23 protein-coding genes are annotated in these 23,759 nt (G+C 71.0%); 17 read left to right on the top strand and 6 right to left on the bottom strand.

Annotated elements, in window-relative coordinates; all coding sequences use genetic code 11:
• Positions 1 to 92: 92 nt before the first annotated feature.
• On the top strand, positions 93 to 1,475 hold the full coding sequence (locus tag OG975_RS26915) for a hypothetical protein (RefSeq protein ID WP_406331955.1): 1,383 nt from the start codon (positions 93 to 95) through the stop codon (positions 1,473 to 1,475).
• A 239-nt stretch (positions 1,476 to 1,714) separates the two neighbouring features.
• Here the strand turns inward: OG975_RS26915 and OG975_RS26920 are convergent, their stop codons facing one another.
• Together OG975_RS26920 and OG975_RS26925 are read right to left on the bottom strand one after the other, a co-directional pair.
• Positions 1,715 to 3,049 carry a PH domain-containing protein gene (locus tag OG975_RS26920; RefSeq protein ID WP_406336476.1) on the bottom strand — a complete coding sequence of 445 codons (1,335 nt, stop codon included), beginning with the start codon at positions 3,047 to 3,049 and terminating at the stop codon, positions 1,715 to 1,717.
• 62 nt (positions 3,050 to 3,111) lie between these two features.
• Complete coding sequence (locus OG975_RS26925) at positions 3,112 to 3,615, bottom strand: PH domain-containing protein (protein ID WP_406331956.1); 504 nt, start codon at positions 3,613 to 3,615, stop codon at positions 3,112 to 3,114.
• Between the two features lie 31 nt (positions 3,616 to 3,646).
• On the opposite strand from OG975_RS26925, the gene OG975_RS26930 reads away from it, so the two are divergent.
• Positions 3,647 to 4,798, top strand: coding sequence for an NADH-quinone oxidoreductase subunit D (locus OG975_RS26930; protein ID WP_406331957.1), 1,152 nt, complete (start codon positions 3,647 to 3,649; stop codon positions 4,796 to 4,798).
• Here OG975_RS26930 and OG975_RS26935 read toward each other — a convergent pair.
• Positions 4,763 to 5,974, bottom strand: coding sequence for an SAM-dependent methyltransferase (locus OG975_RS26935; protein WP_406331958.1), 1,212 nt, complete (start codon positions 5,972 to 5,974; stop codon positions 4,763 to 4,765). The two genes, OG975_RS26930 and OG975_RS26935, sit on opposite strands and share 36 nt — an antisense overlap.
• A gap of 118 nt (positions 5,975 to 6,092) precedes the next feature.
• Between OG975_RS26935 and OG975_RS26940 the strand changes: the two genes are divergently transcribed.
• From OG975_RS26940 to OG975_RS26950, 3 genes are all read left to right on the top strand, one after another.
• Positions 6,093 to 7,298 (top strand): histidine kinase, encoded by a 1,206-nt coding sequence (locus OG975_RS26940; RefSeq protein WP_406331959.1) that lies wholly within the window; start codon positions 6,093 to 6,095, stop codon positions 7,296 to 7,298.
• Between the two features lie 69 nt (positions 7,299 to 7,367).
• On the top strand, positions 7,368 to 8,039 hold the full coding sequence (locus OG975_RS26945; RefSeq protein WP_406331960.1) for a response regulator: 672 nt from the start codon (positions 7,368 to 7,370) through the stop codon (positions 8,037 to 8,039).
• A 170-nt stretch (positions 8,040 to 8,209) separates the two neighbouring features.
• Complete coding sequence (locus OG975_RS26950) at positions 8,210 to 8,842, top strand: AAA family ATPase (RefSeq protein ID WP_406331961.1); 633 nt, start codon at positions 8,210 to 8,212, stop codon at positions 8,840 to 8,842.
• A 33-nt stretch (positions 8,843 to 8,875) separates the two neighbouring features.
• Here the strand turns inward: OG975_RS26950 and OG975_RS26955 are convergent, their stop codons facing one another.
• A complete protein-coding gene (locus OG975_RS26955; protein WP_406331962.1) occupies positions 8,876 to 9,982 on the bottom strand; it encodes a DUF5937 family protein in 1,107 nt (368 codons plus the stop codon).
• 165 nt (positions 9,983 to 10,147) lie between these two features.
• Between OG975_RS26955 and OG975_RS26960 the strand changes: the two genes are divergently transcribed.
• Entirely contained in the window at positions 10,148 to 10,363 is a 216-nt protein-coding gene (locus OG975_RS26960; RefSeq protein WP_330306417.1) for a hypothetical protein, read from the top strand.
• A gap of 86 nt (positions 10,364 to 10,449) precedes the next feature.
• Here the strand turns inward: OG975_RS26960 and OG975_RS26965 are convergent, their stop codons facing one another.
• A complete protein-coding gene (locus OG975_RS26965; RefSeq protein WP_406331964.1) occupies positions 10,450 to 11,718 on the bottom strand; it encodes a threonine aldolase family protein in 1,269 nt (422 codons plus the stop codon).
• Positions 11,719 to 11,889: 171 nt separating this feature from the next.
• On the opposite strand from OG975_RS26965, the gene OG975_RS26970 reads away from it, so the two are divergent.
• From OG975_RS26970 to OG975_RS27015, 10 genes are all read left to right on the top strand, one after another.
• The gene (locus OG975_RS26970; protein WP_406331966.1) at positions 11,890 to 12,822 is read left to right on the top strand and encodes a Rossmann-like and DUF2520 domain-containing protein; all 933 of its coding nucleotides are present in this window, start codon (positions 11,890 to 11,892) and stop codon (positions 12,820 to 12,822) included.
• Complete coding sequence (panC, locus tag OG975_RS26975; protein ID WP_406331967.1) at positions 12,819 to 13,811, top strand: pantoate--beta-alanine ligase; 993 nt, start codon at positions 12,819 to 12,821, stop codon at positions 13,809 to 13,811. The genes OG975_RS26970 and panC overlap by 4 nt, the downstream gene beginning before the upstream one ends.
• On the top strand, positions 13,808 to 15,607 hold the full coding sequence (locus tag OG975_RS26980) for an L-aspartate oxidase (protein WP_406331968.1): 1,800 nt from the start codon (positions 13,808 to 13,810) through the stop codon (positions 15,605 to 15,607). Before panC ends, OG975_RS26980 begins: the two co-directional genes overlap by 4 nt.
• Positions 15,608 to 15,612: 5 nt before the next feature.
• On the top strand, positions 15,613 to 16,605 hold the full coding sequence (gene nadC / locus OG975_RS26985; protein ID WP_406331969.1) for a carboxylating nicotinate-nucleotide diphosphorylase: 993 nt from the start codon (positions 15,613 to 15,615) through the stop codon (positions 16,603 to 16,605).
• Positions 16,606 to 16,610: 5 nt separating this feature from the next.
• Positions 16,611 to 17,408: a type III pantothenate kinase gene (locus OG975_RS26990; RefSeq protein ID WP_327430628.1), complete on the top strand. Its 798-nt coding sequence runs from the start codon at positions 16,611 to 16,613 to the stop codon at positions 17,406 to 17,408.
• Positions 17,409 to 17,622: 214 nt separating this feature from the next.
• Positions 17,623 to 18,237: a hypothetical protein gene (locus OG975_RS26995; RefSeq protein WP_406336478.1), complete on the top strand. Its 615-nt coding sequence runs from the start codon at positions 17,623 to 17,625 to the stop codon at positions 18,235 to 18,237.
• A gap of 13 nt (positions 18,238 to 18,250) precedes the next feature.
• Complete coding sequence (locus OG975_RS27000; protein WP_327430629.1) at positions 18,251 to 18,436, top strand: hypothetical protein; 186 nt, start codon at positions 18,251 to 18,253, stop codon at positions 18,434 to 18,436.
• A 132-nt stretch (positions 18,437 to 18,568) separates the two neighbouring features.
• Entirely contained in the window at positions 18,569 to 18,985 is a 417-nt protein-coding gene (locus tag OG975_RS27005; protein WP_381261577.1) for a BlaI/MecI/CopY family transcriptional regulator, read from the top strand.
• 9 nt (positions 18,986 to 18,994) lie between these two features.
• On the top strand, positions 18,995 to 19,564 hold the full coding sequence (locus OG975_RS27010; protein WP_327430631.1) for an amino-acid N-acetyltransferase: 570 nt from the start codon (positions 18,995 to 18,997) through the stop codon (positions 19,562 to 19,564).
• Positions 19,565 to 19,789: 225 nt separating this feature from the next.
• Positions 19,790 to 20,125 carry an Lsr2 family protein gene (locus OG975_RS27015; RefSeq protein WP_327430632.1) on the top strand — a complete coding sequence of 112 codons (336 nt, stop codon included), beginning with the start codon at positions 19,790 to 19,792 and terminating at the stop codon, positions 20,123 to 20,125.
• Here the strand turns inward: OG975_RS27015 and OG975_RS27020 are convergent.
• Positions 20,104 to 20,793: an SCO3374 family protein gene (locus OG975_RS27020; RefSeq protein WP_406331970.1), complete on the bottom strand. Its 690-nt coding sequence runs from the start codon at positions 20,791 to 20,793 to the stop codon at positions 20,104 to 20,106. The genes OG975_RS27015 and OG975_RS27020 overlap by 22 nt on opposite strands.
• Before the next feature lie 430 nt (positions 20,794 to 21,223).
• On the opposite strand from OG975_RS27020, the gene OG975_RS27025 reads away from it, so the two are divergent.
• Complete coding sequence (locus OG975_RS27025; RefSeq protein WP_406331971.1) at positions 21,224 to 23,749, top strand: ATP-dependent Clp protease ATP-binding subunit; 2,526 nt, start codon at positions 21,224 to 21,226, stop codon at positions 23,747 to 23,749.
• The last annotated feature ends 10 nt before the right edge of the window (positions 23,750 to 23,759 follow it).

The following is a 23,759-nucleotide window of genomic DNA, read 5'->3' on the forward strand; positions in this document are numbered from 1 at the left end:
TGAGGGCGTAGGGCCGTGTGAAGGCTGCGGGGTGGCTGTGTTTTTACCGGGCGGGGCACCAAGATTCGCCTACGCGCGGTAAGTTTCTGGCCATGCCACGTGGACGTCACCGCCATTCCCCGCCCTTGCACAGGCTGCTGCCTCCTTCGGCGATCGCAGGCGTCTCGCTCGTCTGCGCCGTGGGGCCCTGGCTGTTCACGGAGCCGCTGGTGCTCCGTGCGCTGGCCGCGGGTGCCGCGGTGACGGCGGTCGTCGGCGCGGTCGTCATGCGCCGCTGGGACACGGCGGCCGGTAAACGCGTCGCGGACCTCACGCGCGCGCGGGCGAGCGACGAGTGGCGTCACGAGGAGCGCGTCGCCGAGCTGGAGACCGACCTCGACGAGTCGCGCGAGCTGCGGGTCAAGCTGGAGCACAAGCTGCGCGCGAAGCGTACGGAGCTGGCGGGCCTGCGCAACGAACACGCGGCGCTGCTTCGGCGGTACGCCACGGCGGAGACGGAGCGGGCGAGCGCCCTGGAGGTGCGCCGGCAGCTCGCGATAGAGGCCTCGTCCCCGCCCCCTGCGCTGCCCGCCGCGCGGACGGCGCCCACGGAGCCGGAGACTCCGGAGGCGGTGGCTGCTCCGGAGGCGGCAGAGGCGGCAGAGGTGGTCGACGCGGTCGAGGTTTCCACGGCCTCCGCGTCCTCCGAGTCCGCCACGGTTTCTGAGTCGTCCGTGGCGACCGAAGCTCCGGTGTCCGCTGAGGTCTTCTCCCCGTCCGGGTCCTCGCTCTTCCTGCGGGCCAACGCGGCGCTGAGCCGGATCGCGAGCGGTGGTCCGGCGACGGACGGCACGGAGGGTGCTGAGGGCGCGGAAGACGCGGGGGGCTCCGCACCGACCGAGTTGGTGAGGCCCGAGTCGTTGAAGTCCGACTCGGTGAGGGATGAGCCCGCGAGCGGCGAGTCTGTGAACGTCGAACCTCCGAAGGACGGTTCGTCCGAGACGGGTCCGTCCTCGGACGCCGTGGCGGAGGAGGGTGAGGCACAGGGGAAGCCCGAGGCGGTCGACGGGCATGAGCGCGCGGCCGCCGAGCCGAAGCCGTCCCAGCCCTCCCTGCCGTCCCAGTCTTCCCTGCCGTCCCAGCCCTCGAAGGCGCTCCAGGCCGCGAAGCCCGCCAAGCCGTCCGGGCACTTCACCGTGCCGACCGCCGTGGCTGTAGTACCGGCCACGCCTGTGCGGCGACCCTCGGTCGAGGGCGGGTTCGACTTCTTCGGTACGCAGAAGGAGTCGTCCGCCGCCGCCCTGGAGGCCGTCCAGAACGAGGACCTCGCGGACGTCGTCGGCCAGGAGGCGCTCGCTCTGCACAAGGCCGAGGCCGAGGCCGGGTTCAAGCCCGTGGACGAGGGGTCCCGCGGCGTCGGCCAGGTCATCGATCTGACGGCGCACGACGAGACGGAACAGATCGACATGGCGGGACTGCGGAGCGCGGCTTCCTGAAACCGCGCGTTTCCTGCATACGCGCGCATGCGTGGGCATAGGTCGCACACATGCGTTGCGTACATGCGTTGCGTACATACGTGAGGGCAGTGGCGCCGTGCCACTGCCCTCACGCCGTTACCGGCACCCTCGCGCCTCTGCACGCGCTCTCGCGCTCCTGGATGCGCCTTCACGCCTCCGAGCGCGCTCTCATGCTTCGTACGCTCTATTGCGCGCCCCGCACGCCCCCGTGCGCGCCCTCACGCCATCCATCGATCCGGGCGAGCCTCCCGCCGCCCGGTACGCGACCGGTCGGCCTGTGCCTGAAGAAGCGCCGCCGCCTCTTCGGCATCCCGCAGTCGCGCTGTCACCGTCTTGTTGGCCCCCGTGTCGACGTGGACGTCGGCGACCCCCTTGAAGCGTTCCCACGGCCCCTGCGTCAGCCGTACGCTCTGCACTTTCGCGTGCGGCACGAGTGAGAGGCTGCGGCGCAGCAGTCCGTGGCGCGCCGCGAAGACGGTGTCGGTGACGGCGAGCCCGTAACCCCGCCACCAGAACGGCATGCACCAGCCGGCCCGTCGCGGCGGCCGGTTCAAGGACGACGGCGACGGCACCGTCACCCCTGGCAGCACCCCGGCGATCACCGACTCGGCGACCTCGCGCGGAGCGACGGGTACGAGCACGGAGTTCGACGACCCGGCCACGTCCAGCTCGACGCGCACCCATCCGCGCCGCCGCCACAGCAGCGGTTCGACGATCCGTACGGTCTGCACGCGCCCGGGCGGCACCGTCTCATGCGTACGGTCGAGGAGCCCGTGGTCGATGCGGAGCCCGTCCGGCGATTCGCCCACCGTCCAGTCGTACTCGCCGACGAACCGCCCCACACTGCTCGCGCCCGCCGCGCCGAGCAGCGGCACGCCGGTCGCGAGGACCGTCCACACGCTGTGGGTGGCGAACCACAGCAGCGGCGGTACGACGAGCGCGGCGGCCAGCGAGCCCCAGGTGGCGCCGGTGAGCACCAGGGAAACGGCCAGCACGCGCGCGGGGACGTGCAGCAGCTGCCGTACCGGCGCCTCGCCGACCTCGTGCGCCGTCTCCGGTGCGAAACCGGCCGCGCGGGCCAGGAGTTCGGCGCGCAGCGCGCGGGCCTCACCCTCACCCAAGTACGCCAGTTCGTCCTTCTTGTCCGTCCCGATGACGTCGAGTTTCAGCTTGGTGACGCCCGCGACGCGGGCCAGCAGCGGCTGGGTGACGTCGACGGCCTGGAGCCGGTCGAGCCGGATGTGCGCGGTGCGGCGGAAGAACAGGCCGGTGCGGATGCGCAGTTCGGTGTCGGTCACCGCGAAGTGCGTGAACCACCAGCTCAGAAAGCCGTAGAGGGCGGCACCAGGGACGAACACGGCGAGCCCGATGAGCAGCGCGGTCGTCGTGAGCCTGGTCAGCTGCTCCTGCGCCTGGTTGGGGTCGTGCACGGCCCATCCGGCGATCACGGCGACGGGCGCCCAGGCACGCCGGAACGGGGTCACGGGGTGCAGCCGCCGTTCGACCAGGGCTTTCTCCTCCCGTACGGCGTCCTCGGCGCCCGGTGCGGCCATCGTGCCGGACGGACCGCGCGGCGCGGGCGGCGTCGTACCCGAAGAGCCCGGGGGAGCCGTGCTCACAGCCCCGCCGATCGTGCCTCGCCCAGCTCGGTCAGCCGGTCCCGCAGCCGCTCGGCCTCGGCCGGGTCGAGGCCCGGGATGCACGCGTCGGTCGCCGCGGCCGCCGTGTGCAGCTGCACGCTCGCGAGCCCGAAGTGCCGCTCGACGGGCCCGGAGGTCACCTCGACCAGCTGCATCCGCCCGTACGGCACCACGGTCTCCTCGCGCCACAGCACACCCCGGCTGATCAGCAGGTCGTCCGCGCGCTCGGCGTACCGCCAGGAGCGCCAGTTGCGCCCCAGCATGTGCAGGCCCCAGACCATCAGGGCGAGCGGCAGCAGGGCGAAGGCCGCCCAGGCAGGGCCGGCGAGCAGCCCGGGCAGCAGCCCCACGACGATCGTCAGCAGCCCCAGCCACACCACCAGCAACAGCCGTCGCATCCGCAGCAGCCCCGGGGGCAGTCCGGTCCAGACCGGCTCCGCCGCCGTGTTTCCGGTGCTTTCCATGCTCCCCGTCTCCATGTGGCAAGCGTACGTACGAGACACTGTCCCCATGACTCCTACGACGGAGACCATGGTCGGTATCGGCGGCGCTGCGGAGAGCACCGACATGGTGCTCAACATCGGGCCCCAGCACCCGTCCACGCACGGCGTGCTGCGGCTGCGGCTCGTGCTCGACGGCGAGCGGATCCAGCACGCGGAGCCGGTCATCGGCTATATGCACCGCGGCGCGGAGAAGCTCTTCGAGGCGCGCGACTACCGCCAGATCATCATGCTCGCCAACCGCCATGACTGGCTGTCGGCCTTCTCGAACGAGCTGGGCGTGGTCCTCGCCGTGGAGCGGATGCTCGGCATGGAGGTCCCCCAGCGCGCGGTGTGGATGCGCACGCTGCTCGCGGAGCTCAACCGCGTCCTGAACCACCTGATGTTCCTGGGCTCGTACCCCCTGGAGCTCGGCGGGATCACGCCGATCTTCTACGCCTTCACGGAGCGCGAGGAACTCCAGCACGTCATGGAGGAGATCTCCGGCGGGCGCATGCACTACATGTTCAACCGGGTCGGCGGCCTCAAGGAGGACCTTCCCGCCGGATGGACCTCACGCGCGCGTGCCTCCGTCGCGGCCCTGCGCTCGCGGCTGGGCGTGTACGACGACCTGGTGCTCGGCAACGAGATCTTCAGGGGGCGCACGCGGGGCGTGGGGGCGCTCGCGCCGGAGACCGTGCACGCGTACGGCGTGAGCGGGCCGATCGCGCGCGCTTCCGGCGTCGACTTCGACCTGCGCCGCGACGAGCCGTATCTCGCCTACGGGGAGCTCCAGGACACCCTCAAGGTCGTCACCCGCCAGGAGGGCGACTGCCTGGCCCGCTTCGAGTGCCTCCTGGAGCAGACCCACAACTCGCTTGACCTCGCGGACGCCTGCCTCGACCGGCTCGCCGAGCTGCCGCCCGGGCCGATCAACCAGCGCCTCCCCAAGGTCCTGAAGGCGCCCGAGGGCCACACGTACGCCTGGACCGAGAACCCTCTCGGCATCAACGGCTACTACCTGGTCAGCAAGGGCGAGAAGACCCCGTACCGGCTGAAGCTGCGCTCGGCCTCGTTCAACAACATCCAGGCGCTCACCGAACTGCTGCCGGGCACGCTGGTCGCGGACATGGTGGCGATCCTGGGATCACTGTTCTTCGTGGTCGGCGACATCGACAAGTAGCGCTCTCCGTAGAGGGGCGTTTTCGTCGGCCGGGCCGTCGTGGAGCGGGTCCGGAAATCCAACGGGCTGGAGCAGCCAGCCGAAGTCGCCGAGGCCGCCGGGCGCGGTGAGCTCCGCGGCGGCGCCCGCGCTCGCGAGGGCGCGCACGTAGGCGATGGGGTCCGTCGAGGCGAGCGCGAGCGGGGGGCGGGCGCCGCTCACGCCGAGCGCGCGCAACGCGGCGCGCTGCGTCATCACGCGCCCTCCGGGCAGCGCGCACGCGTCCAGTGCGACGTGCGCGGTGATGTCGCACGACCCGTCCGGCACCGGCACCGTCTCCCGCCCCTCCCGGAAGCCGGTGAGCGTACCGAAGGGCGGTCGGCCGGCGGCGAAGTGCGCGTAGTCGGCGGCGACGGCGAGACCCCGGTCGAGGGTGGACACGGCGGAGGCCCAGGCGGTGTCCCGGGGGAGCCCGATCTCGGCGCGGGCTCCCGCGGAGGGCGCGTGCGCCTGTTCGGGGAGCGTGGGCGCTTCATCGGAGGGCGCGCGGCCTCCCTCACGCAACGCGCGGGCGCCTTCGGGGAGGGTGCGCGCCCCTTCGGACGGCGCGCGCGCTCCTTGCGGCAGCGTGCCCGCCGACGGTGCACCGGCCAGCGGCCACCAGCGCCGCAGCCACTCGGCGTCCGCCCCCTCGACGGGATCCCCGAGGCGTTCGGTCCCGTCCTCCGCTCGTACGAGAACCAGCCGCACCACCCCGTCCGCGTCCACCTCGGCGACATCCACCGGCACGTTGTCCAGCCACTCGTTGGCGAACAGCAGCCCGGTGATCCCCTCAGGAGGCTCGGCGAGCCACTCGATCCGGTGATCAAGGCCGGCGGGGCGGTCGGCATGTTCGACGGCGTACCCGCGCGCGCGGGAGGCCACTTCGGCGGGGAGCGCGGCGAGGACGCCGGTCACCAGCTCGCCGCGGCCCGCCGCCATGTCGACGAAGGCGAGCGAGGCGGGGTGGCCGAGCGCCTCGTCGACGCGGCACAGCAGCCGGGCCACGGCCTGCGCGAAGAGGGGCGAGGCGTGCACCGAGGTCCGGAAGTGGCCCGCGGGTCCCTCGGGCCTGCGGTAGAAGCCGAAGGGCCCGTACAGCGCCTCCTCGGTCGCCTCGCGCCAGCCCCGCCACTCGTCCGTCGCCTCACGTCTCACCGGGCCAGGCTAAGCGTCAGGGAGAGGGGGGCCTCCACCTTGGGGAGTACGAGCGCCGGTCGCGGATCGATCCTCCGGTTGACCCCTGCACGCTGCACGCTTCCCTACCCTGGGCTACGTGCAGCGCCTCTATGACTTTCTCCGCAGGCACCCGACGTGGGTCGACAGCTTCTGGGCCGTCGTCCTGCTCGGGATCTCCGGCGTGAGCCTCACCAATGTCAACGGCGCCGCGAACCAGCAAGCGTCGCTTGCCGCGGCGCTTCCGATCGCCGTCGTGCTGAGTGCGGTCGTCGCGCTGCGCCGCGTCATGCCCGAGAAGATGCTGGTCCTGGCCGCAGTGGCAGGCTTCGCACAGGTGGTCCTGGACGTCCCGCCGGCGCCCGCGGACTTCGCGATGTTGGTGATCATCTATACCGTCGCCGCGGACGGCGACCGCTGGGCATCGCGCATGGGGCTGATCGGCGGTCTCTGCGCGGCGACCGTTGGGCAGCTCCGCTGGCCCGTGAGGGATCAGGGCCCGCTCGGCGCCGTCCTGATAGTGGTCTTCCAGACGGTGCCCTTCGCGCTCGCCTGGGTGCTCGGTGACTCCATCCGCACCCGCCGGGCCTACCTCGCCCAGCTGGAGGAGCGCGCCGCCCGTCTGGAGAAGGAGCGCGAGGCGCAGGCCAAGGTCGCGGTCGCCGCCGAGCGCGCCCGGATCGCGCGCGAGCTGCACGACGTCGTCGCGCACAACGTCTCGGTGATGGTGGTCCAGGCCGACGGCGCCGCCTACGTCATGGACGCCGCCCCCGACCAGGCCAAGAAGGCACTGGAGACCATCTCCGGAACCGGCCGCCAGGCCCTCGCCGAGATGCGCCGCCTGCTCGGCGTCCTGCGCACCGGCGAGCACCAGGAGAGCGGCGAGTACGTGCCGCAGCCCGACGTCGAGCAGCTCGACGACCTCATCGAGCAGTGCCGCACCTCGGGCCTCCCCGTCGACTTCAAGGTGGAGGGCACCCCGCGCCCCCTCCCCAGCGGCGTAGAACTCACGGCGTACCGGATCGTGCAGGAGGCGCTCACCAACACGCGCAAGCACGGGGGAGCGAACGCCGGCGCGAGCGTGCGACTGGTCTACTTCGACGACGGCCTCGGACTGCTCGTCGAGGACGACGGCAAGGGCGCGCCCCACGAGCTGTACGAGGAGGGGGGCGCCGACGGGCAGGGCCACGGCCTGATCGGCATGCGGGAGCGCGTCGGCATGGTCGGCGGCACCCTGGACGCGGGGCCGCGGCCCGGTGGAGGCTTCCGCATCAGCGCCCTGCTCCCGCTCAAGCCCGCCCACTGACACCTGTAACGACACCTTTTGATCACTTTTAACGCCTTTTGACCTTGAGAGAGACGGAAGAGGACCCCGATGGCGATCCGAGTCATGCTGGTCGACGACCAGGTGCTGCTGCGCACCGGTTTCCGGATGGTGCTCGACGCCCAGCCGGACATGGAGGTCGTGGCCGAGGCGGGCGACGGCGTCGAGGCTCTCCAGGTGCTGCGCGCCACCGCGGTCGACGTGGTGCTGATGGACGTACGCATGCCGAAGCTGGACGGCGTGGAGACCACGCGCCGCATCTGCTCGGAACCGAACCCCCCGAAGGTGCTGATCCTGACCACCTTCGACCTCGACGAGTACGCCTTCTCCGGGCTGAAGGCGGGCGCCTCCGGCTTCATGCTCAAGGACGTGCCGCCCGGCGAGCTGCTCGCCGCCATCCGCTCCGTGCACAGCGGTGACGCCGTGGTCGCGCCCTCCACCACCCGGCGCCTGCTGGACCGTTTCGCGCCGATGCTGCCCCACGCCGGCAAGGAGCCCCAGCACCAGGGGCTGGAGCGGCTCACCGACCGTGAGCGCGAGGTCATGGTGCTGGTCGCGCAGGGGCTGTCGAACGGGGAGATCGCGGCGCACCTCGTCCTGTCCGAAGCGACCGTGAAGACCCACGTCGGGCGCATCCTGACCAAGCTGGGACTGCGGGACCGGGTGCAGGTGGTCGTGCTCGCGTACGAGACCGGGCTGGTCCGGGCGGGCGGGCACGGCTGACCAGAAGCGGGGCGCGGGCGTGGGCGTGAGAGCGGGAGCGGGAGCGCGGGTGGTGCGCGCGGGCGCACGGGGCGCATGAGGTTGCGCAGGGGCGTGCGGAGTTGTGTGGGGCGGGCAGCGTTGTGCGGGGGCGTGACCGTGGCGTAACCGGCGCCCACTAGGGTCTGCGCATGCTCCTGTGGATCAACGGCCCCTTCGGGGGTGGCAAGACACAGACCGCACACGAGATCCAGCGACGGCTGCCCGGCAGCGTCGTCTGCGACCCGGAACACGCCGGCTTCGGCCTGCGCCGCATGCTGCCGCCCGAACTGCGCGGAGACTTCCAGGACTTGACGTCCTGGCGGCAGGGCGTGGTCGAGGTGCTCGACCTCGCCCTCAGCAAGCACGACGGCGTGGTCATCGCCCCCATGACGGTCACCAATCCCCGCTACTTCGAGGAGACCGTCGGGCGACTGAGCGAACTGGGCCACGACGTACGGCACTTCGCACTCCTCGCCGAACGCGAGACCGTACTGAAGCGGCTGCGTGAGCGTGGCTTCGGACACCTCATGCAGTACGTCGCAGGCAAGGACGCCCCGCTGCGGCGCGAGAGCTGGGCGGTGCAGCAACTCGACCACTGCCTGGAGCGGCTGCGCGAGCCGGAGTTCGCCGAGCACCTGTGGACCGACCACACGACGGTCGCCAAGACCGCGGACCGGATCGCCGTACTGGCGGGGCTGACGCTCACGCCGAACCGGGACGGGCTGGTGCGAGGGCGGTTGCGGAGGGCGTGGACGAGCGCACGGCACATCCGGTTCGACTGAGGGGCGCGCGGAGAGGCGCCGGGCCGACAGGACCTAGCGCAGGATGCCCTCAAGGAAGTCGCTGCCCAGCCGGGCCACCACAGTGACGTCCAGCTGGTGCAGCACATACCGCCCGCGGCGCCTGGTGGTGATCAGGCCCGCCTTCTTGAGCACGCTCAGATGCCGGGATATCTCAGGAGCCGTCATCCCGTGCATCTGCGCCAGCTCACCCGTGGTGTACGCGCTGCGGGCCAGATGGCGGCAGATGCGCATCCGGACCGGGTGGGACAGCGCGGCCATCCGCAGGGTGAGCTGCTCGACGGAGGGCGGGGCGGCGAGCTCGGGGGAGCCGATGGGGTAGTGCAGCACTGGCTGCCAGCCGGGCCGGTGCAGCACCATCAGGTGCGGCCAGCCGAGGCTGGTGGGGACGAGGAGCAGGCCGCCGTCCGCCGTGAAGGTGTGGCCGTCGGTGAGCTTGTCGATCGTGAGCCGCCCGGCCGTCTCGTCCAGTGACACCGCGGCGGACACCGAGGTCAGCGCCTCGGTCAGGCTCTTGTGCCGGAGCAGATCCGTCTTGTGGCGGGCCTCCGCGGCGAGCTGGTGGCGCAGCCGGGACCAGGAGTCGGCGAAGAAGGCCTCGTCGCAGTCCTCCAGGAACTGCCGCAGCCAGGCCCGCACGCTCGGCGGATCCTCCAGCAGCCGCTCGGTGAACCGCGTCTGCTGCGGCCCGCGCGAGGCGGCCAGGTCCACGGCACGCCGGCGCGCCTCAGGATCGGAGAGCGCACCGGGTTCGTACGAGCCGTACGCCAGCGCGCACGTGAACTCCAGGGCCGCGTCCACGAACTGCTCGTCGGTGAGCTTGTCCAGCAGATCCAGGTCCTCGGCGAGCGTCGCGCCCGGCAGCGTGGTCCCGCCCGGGATGCCCGCGCAGGCCAGGAACAGGTCCGAGAACGTCGTACGCCACAGGAAGTCCGCCTCGCACATCCGGTCCGCGAGATGCGGGTCGAGCCGGGCGGTCACCCCGGTCGCCCAGCCCCGCAGGCCGGGGTGGTGCCCGGGCTCGGCCAGAGCGTGCAGTGCCATTCCGAGCTCGGCCAGCGGCGACGGTACGACGGCGATGCGCTCCCGTCGCAGCCCGTTGATGTCGATGTGCACGCTCATGACCCCATGGTGCACCCCGCCACTGACAACGCCGCCGCCGATTGACGTCGGCCGTCAATCGGGGCGACAGGCGCCGTGAGCAGGCGCAATCTGGGATGACCAACTACCGGGGCAGTCCGCGCGGGGCCTTCGGATCCCATCCCTCGTCCCTGGAGGCGATCCCCCATGAGCATCACCCAGCAGTACCTCCTCGACAGCTACCGGGCCCGGCAGCACGGCGAGCCCGTGCCTCCGGCACCCGGCAGCCACGACTGGCAGGTCGCGAGAGAGCTGCGCGACTACCGGCAGTTCCGTGCGGTCGTGGCGGGGCGCCCGGCCCATGGGCGGATACGGGAGGCCCTGGGCCGGTGGCTGCACGGTCGGCGGCACGCGAGCTGCTGAGCGGCGCCGCCCGGGCCGCCGACCCGACCCCGGCCGGGTCAACCCGACCCGGGCCAACCCGACCCGGGCCTTCCGGGGCGGAGCCGTCAGCGGGGCAGCCGTGCCACGAAGTCCGCGACGGCTGCCCTGACGTCGTCGGCCGTCCACTCCAGCCCCTCGGACCGTACCGAGACCTCCGTGACGGTCAGGCCCGGCCCGCGTGGGTCCCAGAAGCCGGAGAACAGGTAGGTCTTCGTCTTCTCGGCCTGCTCCACCGCCGCGTCTTCCAGGACCTCGGCGTCGTACGGAAGCCAGACCTGGAACTCGTGGGTGTGCGGCTCCTCGGGGTGGACGCGGGCCCAGGGCAGCCCGGCCGCCGCGAACCCTTCGCGCAGCGCCGCGGCGACCACGCGCGCGTGGGCCGTGTACTCAGGCAGCCGGGGCAGCTCACGCTCCAGTCCGGCCAGCGCCGACAGCACCGTCGGGAACTGGGTGGCGACCATGCCTCCGTACCGATGGCGCCAGGTCTTCGCCTCGTCGACGAGCGTCTTGGGGCCGGCGAGTGCGGCGCCGCTGTATCCGTCCAGCGACTTGTAGAACGACACGTAGACGCTGTCCGCGAGTCCGGCGATCTCGTCCAGGGGACGGCCGAAGTGCGAGGTGCAGTCCCACAGGCGTGCCCCGTCGAAGTGGACCACCGCGTCGCGTTCCCGGGCGGCTGCCACGACCTCGGAGAGCTCCTCCCAGGAGGGCAGGACGAAACCGGCGTCCCGCAGGGGCAGTTCGAGCATCAGCGCCCCGAAGGGCTCTTCGAAGTCCCGGACCTCGTCGGCGGTCGGCAGCCGGGGCTCATTCGTGACACGGACCGGGCGCAGCCCGCTGACCGTGCTGAGCGCGTTGCGTTCGTGCACCTCGGGGTGGCTCAACCCGTGCAGGGCGACCGTCGTGTTGCCGGTGCGGCCCGCCCAGCAGCGCAGCGCCACCTGCTGGGCCATCGTGCCCGTGGGGAAGAAGGCGGCGGCCTCCATGCCCAGCAGTCCGGCTACCCGCTCCTCCAGGGCCTCGACTATCCGGTTCCCGTACACGTCAACGGGTTCGTCGAGGTCGTACAGGCTCGCCGCTTCGTCCAGGTCCGCCAGCCGCTCCCGGATCGTGGCCCTGTACCCGGGGCGCGACAGGAGACGCTGCGCTCCCCGGTAGGCGGCCGTCCGCCGCTCCCGCCGCTGCTCGGCCGAGGGCGCCTCGCCCAGCCCTTCGCCCGGCCCTTCGCCCGGCCCTTCGCCCGGCCCTTCGCCCGGCCCTTCGCCCGGCCCTTCGCCCTGCTCCGCCGAGGGCGCCCCGGTCCGTTCTTCGTGCTGCTCCGCCGTATCGCTCATCCCGGGATCATCCCTTGAGGCGGGCTGCTCGGGCACCCGCATTTCCGTGCCCTAGCGCCATGCGGATCCTCACAGCCTGTGGACAACGAAACGGCCCTCGAACCGATCGCGTTAACATGACGAGAAATCGTCCGGTACCCCGAGCGGACTGGAACGGAAGGCCGCCGTCGAGTGAGTACATTCCCACAGCCAGACCCCAAGGACCGCCCCGCGCGGCTCACTGTCGGCGTTGTCGGCGCCGGCCGTGTCGGCCCCGCGCTCGCGGCGGCCCTCCAGCTCGCCGGGCATCGCCCGGTGGCCGTCTCCGGGGTCTCCGACGCGTCCAAGCGGCGGGCCGCCCAGCTGCTGCCCGACGTGCCGCTGATGTCCCCGGCGCAGGTCCTGGAGCGTGCGGAGCTGGTGCTGCTGACCGTCCCGGACGACGCCCTGCCCGGGCTCGTCGAGGGACTGGCCGAGACGGGCGCCGTGCGGCCGGGGCAGCTGCTCGTGCACACCTCAGGGCGGTACGGCGCGCGGGTACTCGACCCGGCGCTCCGGGCGGGCGCACTGCCCCTCGCGCTGCACCCCGCGATGACGTTCACCGGCACCCCTGTGGACGTCCAGCGGCTGGCTGGATGCTCCTTCGGGGTCACCGCGCCCGAGGCGCTGCGGCTGGCCGCCGAGGCCCTGGTGATCGAGATGGGCGGCGAGCCCGAGTGGATCGCCGAGGAGAGCCGGCCGCTCTACCACGCGGCCCTCGCGCTCGGCGCCAACCACCTGGTGACCCTGGTCGCCGAGTCCATGGAGCTGCTGCGCGCCGCGGGCGTGGAGGCCCCCGACCGGATGCTGGGCCCGCTGCTCGGCGCCGCCCTGGACAACGCCCTCAGGTCGGGCGACGCGGCCCTCACCGGGCCCGTCGCGCGCGGGGACGCGGGCACGGTCGCCGCGCACGTCGCCGAGCTGCGCAAGCACGCCCCGCAGACCGTCGCGGGCTATCTCGCGATGGCCCGCGCCACCGCCGACCGCGCGCTCGCCCACGGACTGCTCAAGCCGGAACTCGCCGAGGACCTTCTGGGGGTACTCGCCGACGGCGCGACCCTGCCGGACGACGGGAGCGACCGATGACCACCGCCCTGCTGCGCACCGCCGACGAGCTGCACGCGCGTGCCCGCGCGGGCCGCCGAGCCGTCGTGATGACCATGGGCGCCCTCCACGAGGGCCACGCCACGCTGATCCGCGCCGCCCGCGAGATCGCCGGAGACCAGGGCGAAGTGGTCGTCACCGTCTTCGTGAACCCGCTCCAGTTCGGCAAGGGCGAGGACCTCGACCGCTACCCGCGCACCCTCGACGCCGACCGCAAGATCGCCGAACAGGCGGGCGCGGACGTCGTGTTCGCCCCTGCCGCGGACGAGGTCTACCCCGGCGGTGAGCCCCAGGTCCGCGTCAGCGCGGGCCCCATGGGCGAGCGCCTGGAGGGTGCCGTGCGCCCCGGCCACTTCGACGGCATGCTCACCGTCGTCGCCAAGCTGCTGCACCTCACCCGGCCCGACGTGGCGCTGTACGGGCAGAAGGACGCCCAGCAGCTCGCCCTGATCCGCCGCATGGTGCGCGACCTGAACTTCGGCGTGGAGATCGTCGGCGTGCCCACCGTGCGCGAGGAGGACGGGCTCGCCCTCTCCAGCCGCAACCGCTACCTCTCGCCCGAGGAGCGGCGCACCGCGCTCGCCCTCTCCCAGGCCCTGTTCGCGGGCCGCGACCGGCACGCCGCCCAGGAGGCCCTGCGCGCGCGTGCCCGCGAAGTGCCCGCCACGCGTGCGCGTGCCGAGGCGCTCAGCGCGATCGGCGAGTCCCGCGCGGCGGCCGACGCGCACGCCGTCGCCAAGGCAGTCCCCGCCGAACACTCCGGCGTCCGCGCCGCCGCCCGTCTCGTCCTGGACGAGGCCGCCCGCCTCAGGCCGCCGCTGGTCCTGGACTACCTGGCGCTGGTCGATCCCTCCGACTTCACCGAGATCGAGGACGACTTCACCGGCGAGGCGGTCCTCGCCGTCGCCGCCCGGGTCGGGACGACCCGGCTGATCGACAACATCCCCCTCACCTTCGGAGCCGCCTCGTGACCGGCAAAGGCACAGATCCAGGTACTGGTACAGGTACTGGCATACGACTGCACGCGCCCGCCCCCGGCTGGGCCCTCACCGCGGACGTCGTGGTCGTCGGCTCCGGAGTCGCCGGACTCACCGCGGCCCTGCGCTGCGAGGCCGCCGGCCTGCGGACCGTCGTGGTCACCAAGGCCCGCCTCGACGACGGCTCCACGCGCTGGGCGCAGGGCGGCATCGCCGCAGCCCTCGGCGAGGGCGACACCCCCGAACAGCACCTCGACGACACCCTCGTGGCGGGCGTGGGCCTGTGCGACGAGGACGCCGTACGCATCCTGGTCACCGAGGGCCCCGACGCCGTACGCCGTCTCATCGCGACCGGCGCGCACTTCGACGAGTCGGCCGAGGGTGACCTGGAACTGACCCGCGAGGGCGGCCACCACCGCCGCCGCATCGCGCACGCGGGCGGCGACGCGACCGGCGCGGAGATCTCCCGGGCGCTTGTCGAGGCGGTACGCGCGCGTGGCCTGCGGACGGTCGAGAACGCGCTCGTCCTGGACCTCCTCACGGACGCCGACGGCCGCACCGCGGGTGTGACCCTGCACGTCATGGGAGAGGGCCAGCACGACGGCGTGGGAGCCGTGCACGCCCCCGCCGTGGTCCTCGCGACCGGCGGCATGGGCCAGGTCTTCTCGGCGACCACCAACCCGTCGGTCTCCACCGGCGACGGTGTGGCGCTCGCCCTGCGCGCCGGGGCCGAGATCAGTGACCTCGAATTCGTGCAGTTCCACCCGACCGTGCTGTTCCTCGGCCCGGACGCGGAGGGCCAGCAGCCGCTGGTCTCCGAGGCGGTACGCGGCGAGGGCGCCCACCTGGTCGACGCGGACGGCGTGCGCTTCATGGCCGGGCAGCACGAGCTGGCCGAGCTGGCGCCCCGGGACATCGTCGCCAAGGGCATCATGCGCCGCATGCAGGAGCAGGACGCGGAGCACATGTTCCTCGACGCCCGGCACTTCGGCGCCGACATGTGGGAGCACCGTTTCCCGACGATCCTGGCCGCCTGCCGCACCCACGGCATCGACCCGGTCACCGAGCCCGTCCCGGTCGCCCCGGCCGCCCACTACGCCTCCGGAGGCGTCCGCACGGACGCGCGGGGCCGCACCACGGTGCCGGGCCTGTACGCGTGCGGCGAGGTCGCCTGCACCGGCGTCCACGGCGCCAACCGGCTCGCCTCGAACTCCCTCCTGGAGGGCCTGGTCTACGCCGAGCGCATCGCGGCCGACATCGCGGACAGCCGCTCGGAGAACGGCCTCCACGCGCGCGTGCCGGAACCGGTCCCGCACCCCGAGAAGCCCGCACACCCGCTGCTCGCCCCGGAAGCCCGGTTCGCGATCCAGCGGATCATGACGGACGGCGCGGGCGTCCTGCGCTCGGCCGAGTCCCTCACCCAGGCCGCCGACCGCCTCCAGCAGCTCCACGCGGACGCGCGCGACGCCCTCGACGAGAACGGCAAGACCTCCGAGCCCGGAGTCGACACCTGGGAGGCCACCAACCTCCTGTGCGTGGCCCGTGTCCTGGTCGCCGCCGCCCGTCTGCGCGAGGAGACCCGCGGCTGCCACTGGCGCGAGGACCACGCCGACCGGGACGACACGGACTGGCGGCGCCACATCGTCGTACGGCTGAATCCCGACCGGACGCTGGCCGTACACACCACGGACACCGCAGACTTCCCCCCGACCCTCCCCCAAGCGTTCGACTCGGTTCGAGCAGGGGGGACCCCCATGCCCCAGCCGGCGCCCCGTCCTCAGGAGCAGTGACAGCAGTGAGCACCCCCGACCTTCCCCTCGCCCAGAGCGGCGGCTGCGGCGACGGCTGCGGCTGCGGCGCCGACATGGACGAGGCGTACCTGGAGTGCGGCCTCGACCCCGCGCTCGCCCAGCTCCTTGCCGACGCCGGTCTCGACCCCCTTGAGGTCGAGGACATCGCGAACGTGGCCATCCAGGAGGACCTCGACCACGGCGTGGACGTGACGACCGTCGCGACCATCCCCGAGGACGCCGTCTCCACCGCCGACTTCACCGCCCGGGACGCGGGCGTCGTCGCGGGTCTGCGGGTGGCCGAGGCGGTCATCTCCGTGGTCTGCACCGACGAGTTCGCCGTGGAGCGGCATGTCGAAGACGGCGACCGTGTCGAGGAGGGCCAGAAGCTCCTCAGCGTCACGACCCGCACCCGCGACCTGCTGACGGCCGAACGCAGCGCGCTGAACCTCCTGTGCCGCCTCTCCGGCATCGCGACCGCCACGCGCGCGTGGGCGGACGCCCTGGAGGGCACCGAGGCCCGCGTACGCGACACCCGCAAGACGACGCCGGGCCTGCGCGCCCTGGAGAAGTTCGCGGTGCGCTGCGGCGGCGGCGTCAACCACCGCATGTCGCTCTCGGACGCGGCCCTGGTGAAGGACAACCACGTGGTCGCCGCGGGCGGCGTGGCGCAGGCCTTCAAGGCCGTACGGGAGGCCTTCCCGGAGGTCCCGATCGAGGTCGAGGTCGACACCCTGCACCAGCTGCGCGAGGTCGTGGACGCGGGCGCCGACCTGATCCTTCTGGACAACTTCACGCCCGTCGAGTGCGAGGAGGCCGTCGCCCTCGTCGCCGGCCGCGCCCTCCTGGAGGCCTCGGGCCGCCTCACCCTCGCCAACGCCGAGGCGTACGCCAAGACCGGCGTCGACTACCTGGCGGTGGGCGCCCTCACGCACTCCTCGCCGATCCTGGACATCGGCCTCGACCTGCGCGAGGCGTCGACGGACGAGGCGGAGTAGGACAGATGCTCCTCACGATCGACGTCGGCAACACGCACACCGTCCTCGGCCTGTTCGACGGGGAGGAGATCGTCGAGCACTGGCGCATCTCCACGGACGCCCGTCGCACCGCCGACGAGCTCGCCGTGCTCCTCCAGGGCCTCATGGGCATGCACCCGCTGCTCGGCGAGGAACTCGGCGACGGTATCGACGGCATCGCCATCTGCTCGACGGTTCCGTCCGTCCTGCACGAGCTGCGCGAGGTCACTCGGCGGTACTACGGCGATGTCCCCGCCGTACTGGTCGAACCCGGCATCAAGACCGGCGTACCGATCCTGATGGACAACCCCAAGGAGGTCGGCGCCGACCGGATCATCAACGCGGTGGCCGCCGTCGAGCTCTACGGGGGGCCGGCCATCGTCGTCGACTTCGGTACGGCGACGACGTTCGACGCGGTGTCGGCGCGGGGCGAGTACACGGGTGGTGTCATCGCTCCGGGTATCGAGATCTCCGTGGAGGCACTCGGTGTGCGGGGTGCCCAGCTGCGCAAGATCGAGTTGGCGCGGCCGCGGGCGGTGATCGGCAAGAACACCGTCGAGGCCATGCAGGCCGGCATCGTGTACGGCTTCGCCGGGCAGGTCGACGGAGTCGTCAGCCGGATGGCGCGCGAACTCGCCGACGACCCCGACGACGTCACCGTCATCGCCACGGGGGGCTTGGCTCCCATGGTTCTCGGCGAGGCGTCCGAAATCGACGAACACGAGCCATGGCTCACGCTGATCGGGCTCCGGCTGGTGTACGAGCGAAACGTGTCCCGTACGTAAGGACGCTCGCCCGTGGGTAGTTCGTCGGCTGCGGGCCGGTAGGGGTTGCTCGCGCAGTTCCCCGCGCCCCTAAAAGGGGCGCGGGGAACTGCGCAATCTTTTAGGGGGATGGGACGGCGAAGAAACGCACGGCGCGCGCCGTCCGGTATGACGATTTTGTCTGATTAGCGCGTATCGTCGGCGCATGCCCACGCCATACGGATCCCGCGGCGGCATGGCGTTCGGTGCGGAGGAGCTGCGTGTGCTCCGCCGCGCTCTCGCCCTCGCCCTGCACCCCCGCCCCGCCTCCGCAGAGGACGTCCAGGACTGCCTCCGTCTCGCCGAGTCCGTCGATGAGGCGACCCGCGAGGGAGCCAGGCTCCGGGCCTTCCTGCTGGCCGACCTCGCCCGCTACCGAGCCGCGCTGCCGGGCACCGCCGGCGGCTACCTCGTCCTCCTGGAGGAGGCGCTGGGCGCCGGCTACCGGCCGGACCCAGACGACCTCGCCGCACTCCGCGCCCTGCGCGGCAATCCCGTCGCGGCAGCCCTCCTGGACCGCTGCCAGACCCTCGCCGAGCAGGACGTACGCACCCGCCTGGCGGGCCGTGCGGCTCCCGTGGTCCCGCAGTCCCGCACGCGCCTGCTGGCCATCCCCGGAGGCCGGGCCTCCGAGGAACCCGTCAAGAAGCCCGCGGACAGGCCCGCGACGGGACCGAAGCCGCAGTCCCAGCCCCCGGTGAAGACGCCGCCCCCGGACCGGCCCATCCCCACGCCGGGTGAGGTCTTCCCGCCGAAGCGCAAGCCCGCACCGCCACCGGCCAACCCCCCTCAACAGCTCGCGGCGGGGTAGTTACCCTGGAGGCATGGACTATGTCTCCGCGCTCGTGCCCCCCGTAGTGATGGCCGTGTTCTTCATCGGGCTGATCGTGACGATCGTGAAGACCCAGGGCGGGGCCAACAAGGCCAAGGAGGACGCGTTCGTCGACGCGGCCCTCGCGCGCGCGGAGAGCGCCCGCCAGACCCCCCGGGATCAGCACACCAAGGGCTGATTCCCGCACCGCACGGAAGCTCATCGGCGTACGACTCATACGTTTTTCGAGTCGTACGCCCTTTTTGTTGCCGATCTCCCACTATTGTTCTGAACTGTGCCTCGCCCATTGGGAGAACTCGAAGACGCGGTCATGACGCGGGTGTGGAAGTGGAACCGCCCGGTGACCGTTCGAGAAGTCCTGGAAGATCTTCAGCAGGAACGGTCCATCGCCTACACCACGGTGATGACCGTTTTGGACAATCTCCATCAGAAGGGCTGGGTGCGCCGTGAAGCGGAAGGCCGGGCCTATCGATATGAGGCGGTCTCCACACGCGCCGCCTACGCGGCCGCACTGATGAACGATGCCTGGTCACAGAGTGACAACCCCGCCGCTGCTCTCGTCGCCTTCTTCGGCATGATGTCCCCGGAACAGCGCGAAGCCCTGCGCGATGCCGTGCGTATGGTCGCGGGACCGGAAACCCCCGCGCCCGAGAACCCGGCGGAGAACCCGGCCCGGAACCCGGCGGACGAGAACCCCGCCGCCACTGAGGGCGACGGCGGGCGATAGCGTCCGCTCATGCCAGCAGAGCATCCCGCGGAGCTTCCAGCAGAGCTTCCGGCACAGCATCCCGAAGCCGCCGCAAAAGCCATCACCGTCCGGCGGGCCAGGACCAGCGATGTCGCGGCCGTACGCCGCCTCCTTGACGCGAACGTGCGGCGCCGCATCCTGCTCGACAAAGCGACGGTGACGCTTTACGAGGACATCCAGGAGTTCTGGGTCGCCGAACGGGACGACAACGCCGAGGTGGTCGGCTGTGGTGCGCTGCACGTGATGTGGGAAGACCTCGCGGAAGTCCGCACTCTCGCGGTGAACCCCGCGGTCAAGGGTCTCGGTGTCGGTCATCAGTTGCTGGAGAAGTTGCTGCAGACCGCCCGCTGGCTCGGTGTTCGACGAGTTTTCTGTCTGACCTTCGAAGTGGACTTCTTCGCGAAGCACGGCTTCGTGGAGATCGGCGAGACACCCGTGGACACCGATGTCTACGCGGAGCTCCTGCGTTCCTATGACGAGGGCGTGGCGGAGTTCCTCGGTCTCGAACGAGTGAAACCGAACACCTTGGGCAACAGTCGGATGCTTCTGCATCTGTGATCGCCGACAACTATTCCGGCGGACTGCCTTGCCCAGGGTCTCTATGTCCGAAACGCGCATGTTTCCGGTCTGCCAGTGCCCTGTGAGTCTCCCCCAGGGGTTTGTGTTTTTCCAGCAAAAGCGGTTTGCTTTCCGACGTACTGCAGTACTGCATATAACAGGGGACGGCGAAACGGCGGACGCCGCAGGCCCCCGGCCCTGAAGTTATCGATGAAAGGAAATCCGGTGGCACAGAAGGTTCAGGTCCTTCTTGTCGACGACCTCGACGGTGGCGAGGCGGACGAGACCGTGACGTTCGCGCTCGACGGCAAGACGTACGAAATCGATCTCACGACCGCCAATGCGGACAAGCTCCGTGGCCTTCTTGAGGCCTACGTCAAGGGTGGTCGTCGTACCGGAGGCCGTGCTTCGGGCGGACGCGGAAAGGCGCGCGTCGCTTCCGGTGGCAGCCAGGACACCGCGCAGATCCGCGCTTGGGCGAAGGAGAACGGCTTCGAGGTCAATGACCGTGGCCGAGTTCCCGCGACCATTCGTGAGGCCTACGAGAAGGCCAACGGCTGAGCGCACACGCGCCGCAGTCTTACTCGGTGGCACTGCGTTGCCATCGTTTCCACGAGTCGTACGAGATCGGGGGCGCCCCCACCGCCCCCTCCGACCGCTCCGCCGCCCAGCGCCGACAGCGTCGGCAGTGTCGGCTCGACCTCGCAGCCAGGCTCCGGGGGCCGCAGCCAGACGGCGGCCCCTCGCGAGCCCGTCTGTGTTTTCACCGGCGCTTCCCTTTCCGGTGGAAGTTCCCTTCCGGGCGGCAGCAAAGCCTGGAATCCCGGTGACAGTGGGGCCTCGATTCCCGGCGGCAGCGAAGCCTCGATTCCGGTTCCGGGTGGCAGTGGAGCCTCGATGCTCCCGCCCGCGCCGATCGCCGTGAGGTCCAGCGAGAGCGTGCCCCACTCCAGCCAGTCGAGCAGCCCCGGCAGCTCGTCCGCGCTGCCCGCGGCCACGAGAAGCCGCATCCGCTCTCCGTGCAGCGCCACCGGAGAGGCGGGCCCCAGATGCCGCAGCGCCGCGAAACCCGCCTCCGCCGGCACCTCCAGGACGTCGAAACGCAGGCCCGTGACCAGCCGTACCGGCGACCCGGGCACTGTCGCCCAGCCCAGTTCGTTCTCGTACCACCGCTGCACCGGATCGACCGGGCCGAGCGGCCGACGCGGGAGAGGAACCGTGGGAACCATGCCAGGAGCAACCGCCGGAAGGGCCCCGGAGTTACGCTGGGTGTTCCGGCGAATGCGCAGAGTGCCGGAAAGGGGGGCGCTCGGGAGCGTTCGGCGGCGCAAGGATGTTCGCCCATAGCGGAGGGAACCGGTGCGCGCCGCATGGAGTGTCAGTGCGTACGGGTAAGACATCCCTAGTGGGAGGGGCGACACGCGTGGATCGGGCATCTCACGTTCGCCATCGGCGTACAGATGGTGAGGGTATCTGCCTGGCCTGCGGGAACATCGTCTCGCACCATCAGGTTGGAGCATATGTCGGCGTTCGGGGTCAGGAGGCCAAGGACGGTGTCGGCAGTTGGAATGAGCGGTCCCCGCTTGCGGGACTAAGCTGCGGAAGGACAGGGAGGGGAGCGTCCCCTTACTGCCTGACCGCTCTGAGGAGCGATTAACGATGTTCGAGAGGTTCACCGACCGCGCGCGGCGGGTTGTCGTCCTGGCTCAGGAAGAAGCCCGGATGCTCAACCACAACTACATCGGCACCGAGCACATCCTCCTGGGCCTGATCCACGAGGGTGAGGGTGTCGCCGCTAAGGCCCTGGAGAGCCTCGGGATTTCGCTCGAGGCGGTCCGCCAGCAGGTGGAGGAGATCATCGGCCAGGGCCAGCAGGCGCCCTCGGGCCACATTCCCTTCACCCCTCGTGCCAAGAAGGTCCTGGAGCTGTCGCTCCGCGAGGCCCTTCAGCTGGGCCACAACTACATCGGCACGGAGCACATCCTGCTCGGCCTGATCCGTGAGGGCGAGGGCGTCGCAGCCCAGGTCCTGGTCAAGCTGGGCGCAGACCTCAACCGGGTGCGGCAGCAGGTGATCCAGCTGCTCTCCGGATACCAGGGCAAGGAGACCGCCACCGCCGGTGGTCCTGCCGAGGGCACCCCCTCCACGTCCCTGGTCCTCGACCAGTTCGGCCGGAACCTCACCCAGGCCGCTCGTGAGTCCAAGCTCGACCCGGTCATCGGGCGCGAGAAGGAGATCGAGCGGGTCATGCAGGTGCTGTCCCGCCGTACGAAGAACAACCCGGTCCTGATCGGTGAGCCCGGCGTCGGCAAGACCGCCGTCGTCGAGGGCCTCGCTCAGGCCATCGTCAAGGGCGAGGTGCCCGAGACCCTCAAGGACAAGCACCTCTACACCCTGGACCTCGGCGCGCTGGTCGCCGGCTCCCGCTACCGCGGTGACTTCGAAGAGCGCCTGAAGAAGGTGCTCAAGGAGATCCGCACCCGCGGCGACATCATCCTGTTCATCGACGAGCTCCACACGCTGGTCGGTGCGGGTGCCGCCGAGGGCGCCATCGACGCGGCTTCGATCCTGAAGCCCATGCTGGCCCGTGGCGAGCTGCAGACCATCGGTGCGACGACGCTCGACGAGTACCGCAAGCACCTCGAGAAGGACGCGGCCCTCGAGCGCCGCTTCCAGCCGATCCAGGTGGCGGAGCCTTCCCTCCCCCACACGATCGAGATCCTCAAGGGCCTGCGCGACCGCTACGAGGCTCACCACCGCGTCTCCATCACGGACGAGGCACTGGTCCAGGCCGCGACGCTCGCGGACCGCTACATCTCGGACCGGTTCCTGCCCGACAAGGCGATCGACCTGATCGACGAGGCGGGCTCCCGGATGCGCATCCGCCGGATGACCGCTCCGCCGGACCTCCGCGAGTTCGACGAGAAGATCGCGGGCGTGCGCCGCGACAAGGAGTCCGCGATCGACTCGCAGGACTTCGAGAAGGCCGCCTCCCTCCGCGACAAGGAGAAGCAGCTCCTGGCCGCGAAGGCCAAGCGGGAGAAGGAGTGGAAGGCCGGCGACATGGACGTCGTCGCCGAGGTCGACGGCGAGCTGATCGCCGAGGTCCTGGCCACGGCCACGGGCATCCCGGTCTTCAAGCTGACCGAGGAGGAGTCCTCGCGTCTGCTCCGCATGGAGGACGAGCTCCACAAGCGGGTCATCGGCCAGAAGGACGCCATCAAGGCGCTCTCGCAGGCGATCCGTCGTACGCGAGCGGGTCTGAAGGACCCGAAGCGTCCCGGTGGTTCGTTCATCTTCGCCGGCCCCTCGGGTGTCGGTAAGACCGAGCTCTCGAAGACCCTCGCCGAGTTCCTCTTCGGTGACGAGGACGCGCTGATCTCCCTCGACATGTCGGAGTTCAGCGAGAAGCACACGGTGTCGCGTCTCTTCGGTTCGCCCCCCGGATACGTGGGCTACGAAGAGGGCGGCCAGCTGACCGAGAAGGTCCGCCGCAAGCCGTTCTCCGTCGTCCTCTTCGACGAGGTGGAGAAGGCCCACCCGGACATCTTCAACTCGCTGCTGCAGATCCTGGAGGACGGTCGCCTGACCGACTCCCAGGGCCGGGTCGTGGACTTCAAGAACACGGTCATCATCATGACGACCAACCTCGGCACCCGGGACATCTCCAAGGGCTTCAACCTCGGCTTCGCGGCCTCGGGTGACACGAAGACCAACTACGAGCGCATGAAGACCAAGGTCAACGACGAGCTGAAGCAGCACTTCCGCCCGGAGTTCCTGAACCGTGTCGACGACACGGTGGTCTTCCACCAGCTCACCGAGGAAGACATCATCCAGATCGTCGACCTCATGATCGCCAAGGTGGACGAGCGGCTGAAGGACCGGGACATGGGCATCGAGCTCAGCCCGACCGCCAAGTCGCTCCTCGCGAAGAAGGGTTACGACCCCGTCATGGGTGCCCGGCCGCTGCGCCGGACCATCCAGCGCGAGATCGAAGACATCCTCTCCGAGAAGATCCTCTTCGGCGAGCTGCGTCCCGGCCACATCGTGGTCGTCGACACGGAGGGCGAGGGCGACACCAAGACCTTCACCTTCCGCGGCGAGGAGAAGTCGGCACTGCCCGACGTCCCGCCGATCGAGCAGGCCGCGGGTGGGGCTGGGCCCAACCTGAGCAAGGACGCGTAACCTCCGGGTT

Source organism: Streptomyces sp. NBC_00203, assembly GCF_045206325.1.
Taxonomy (GTDB): domain Bacteria; phylum Actinomycetota; class Actinomycetes; order Streptomycetales; family Streptomycetaceae; genus Streptomyces; species Streptomyces lutosisoli.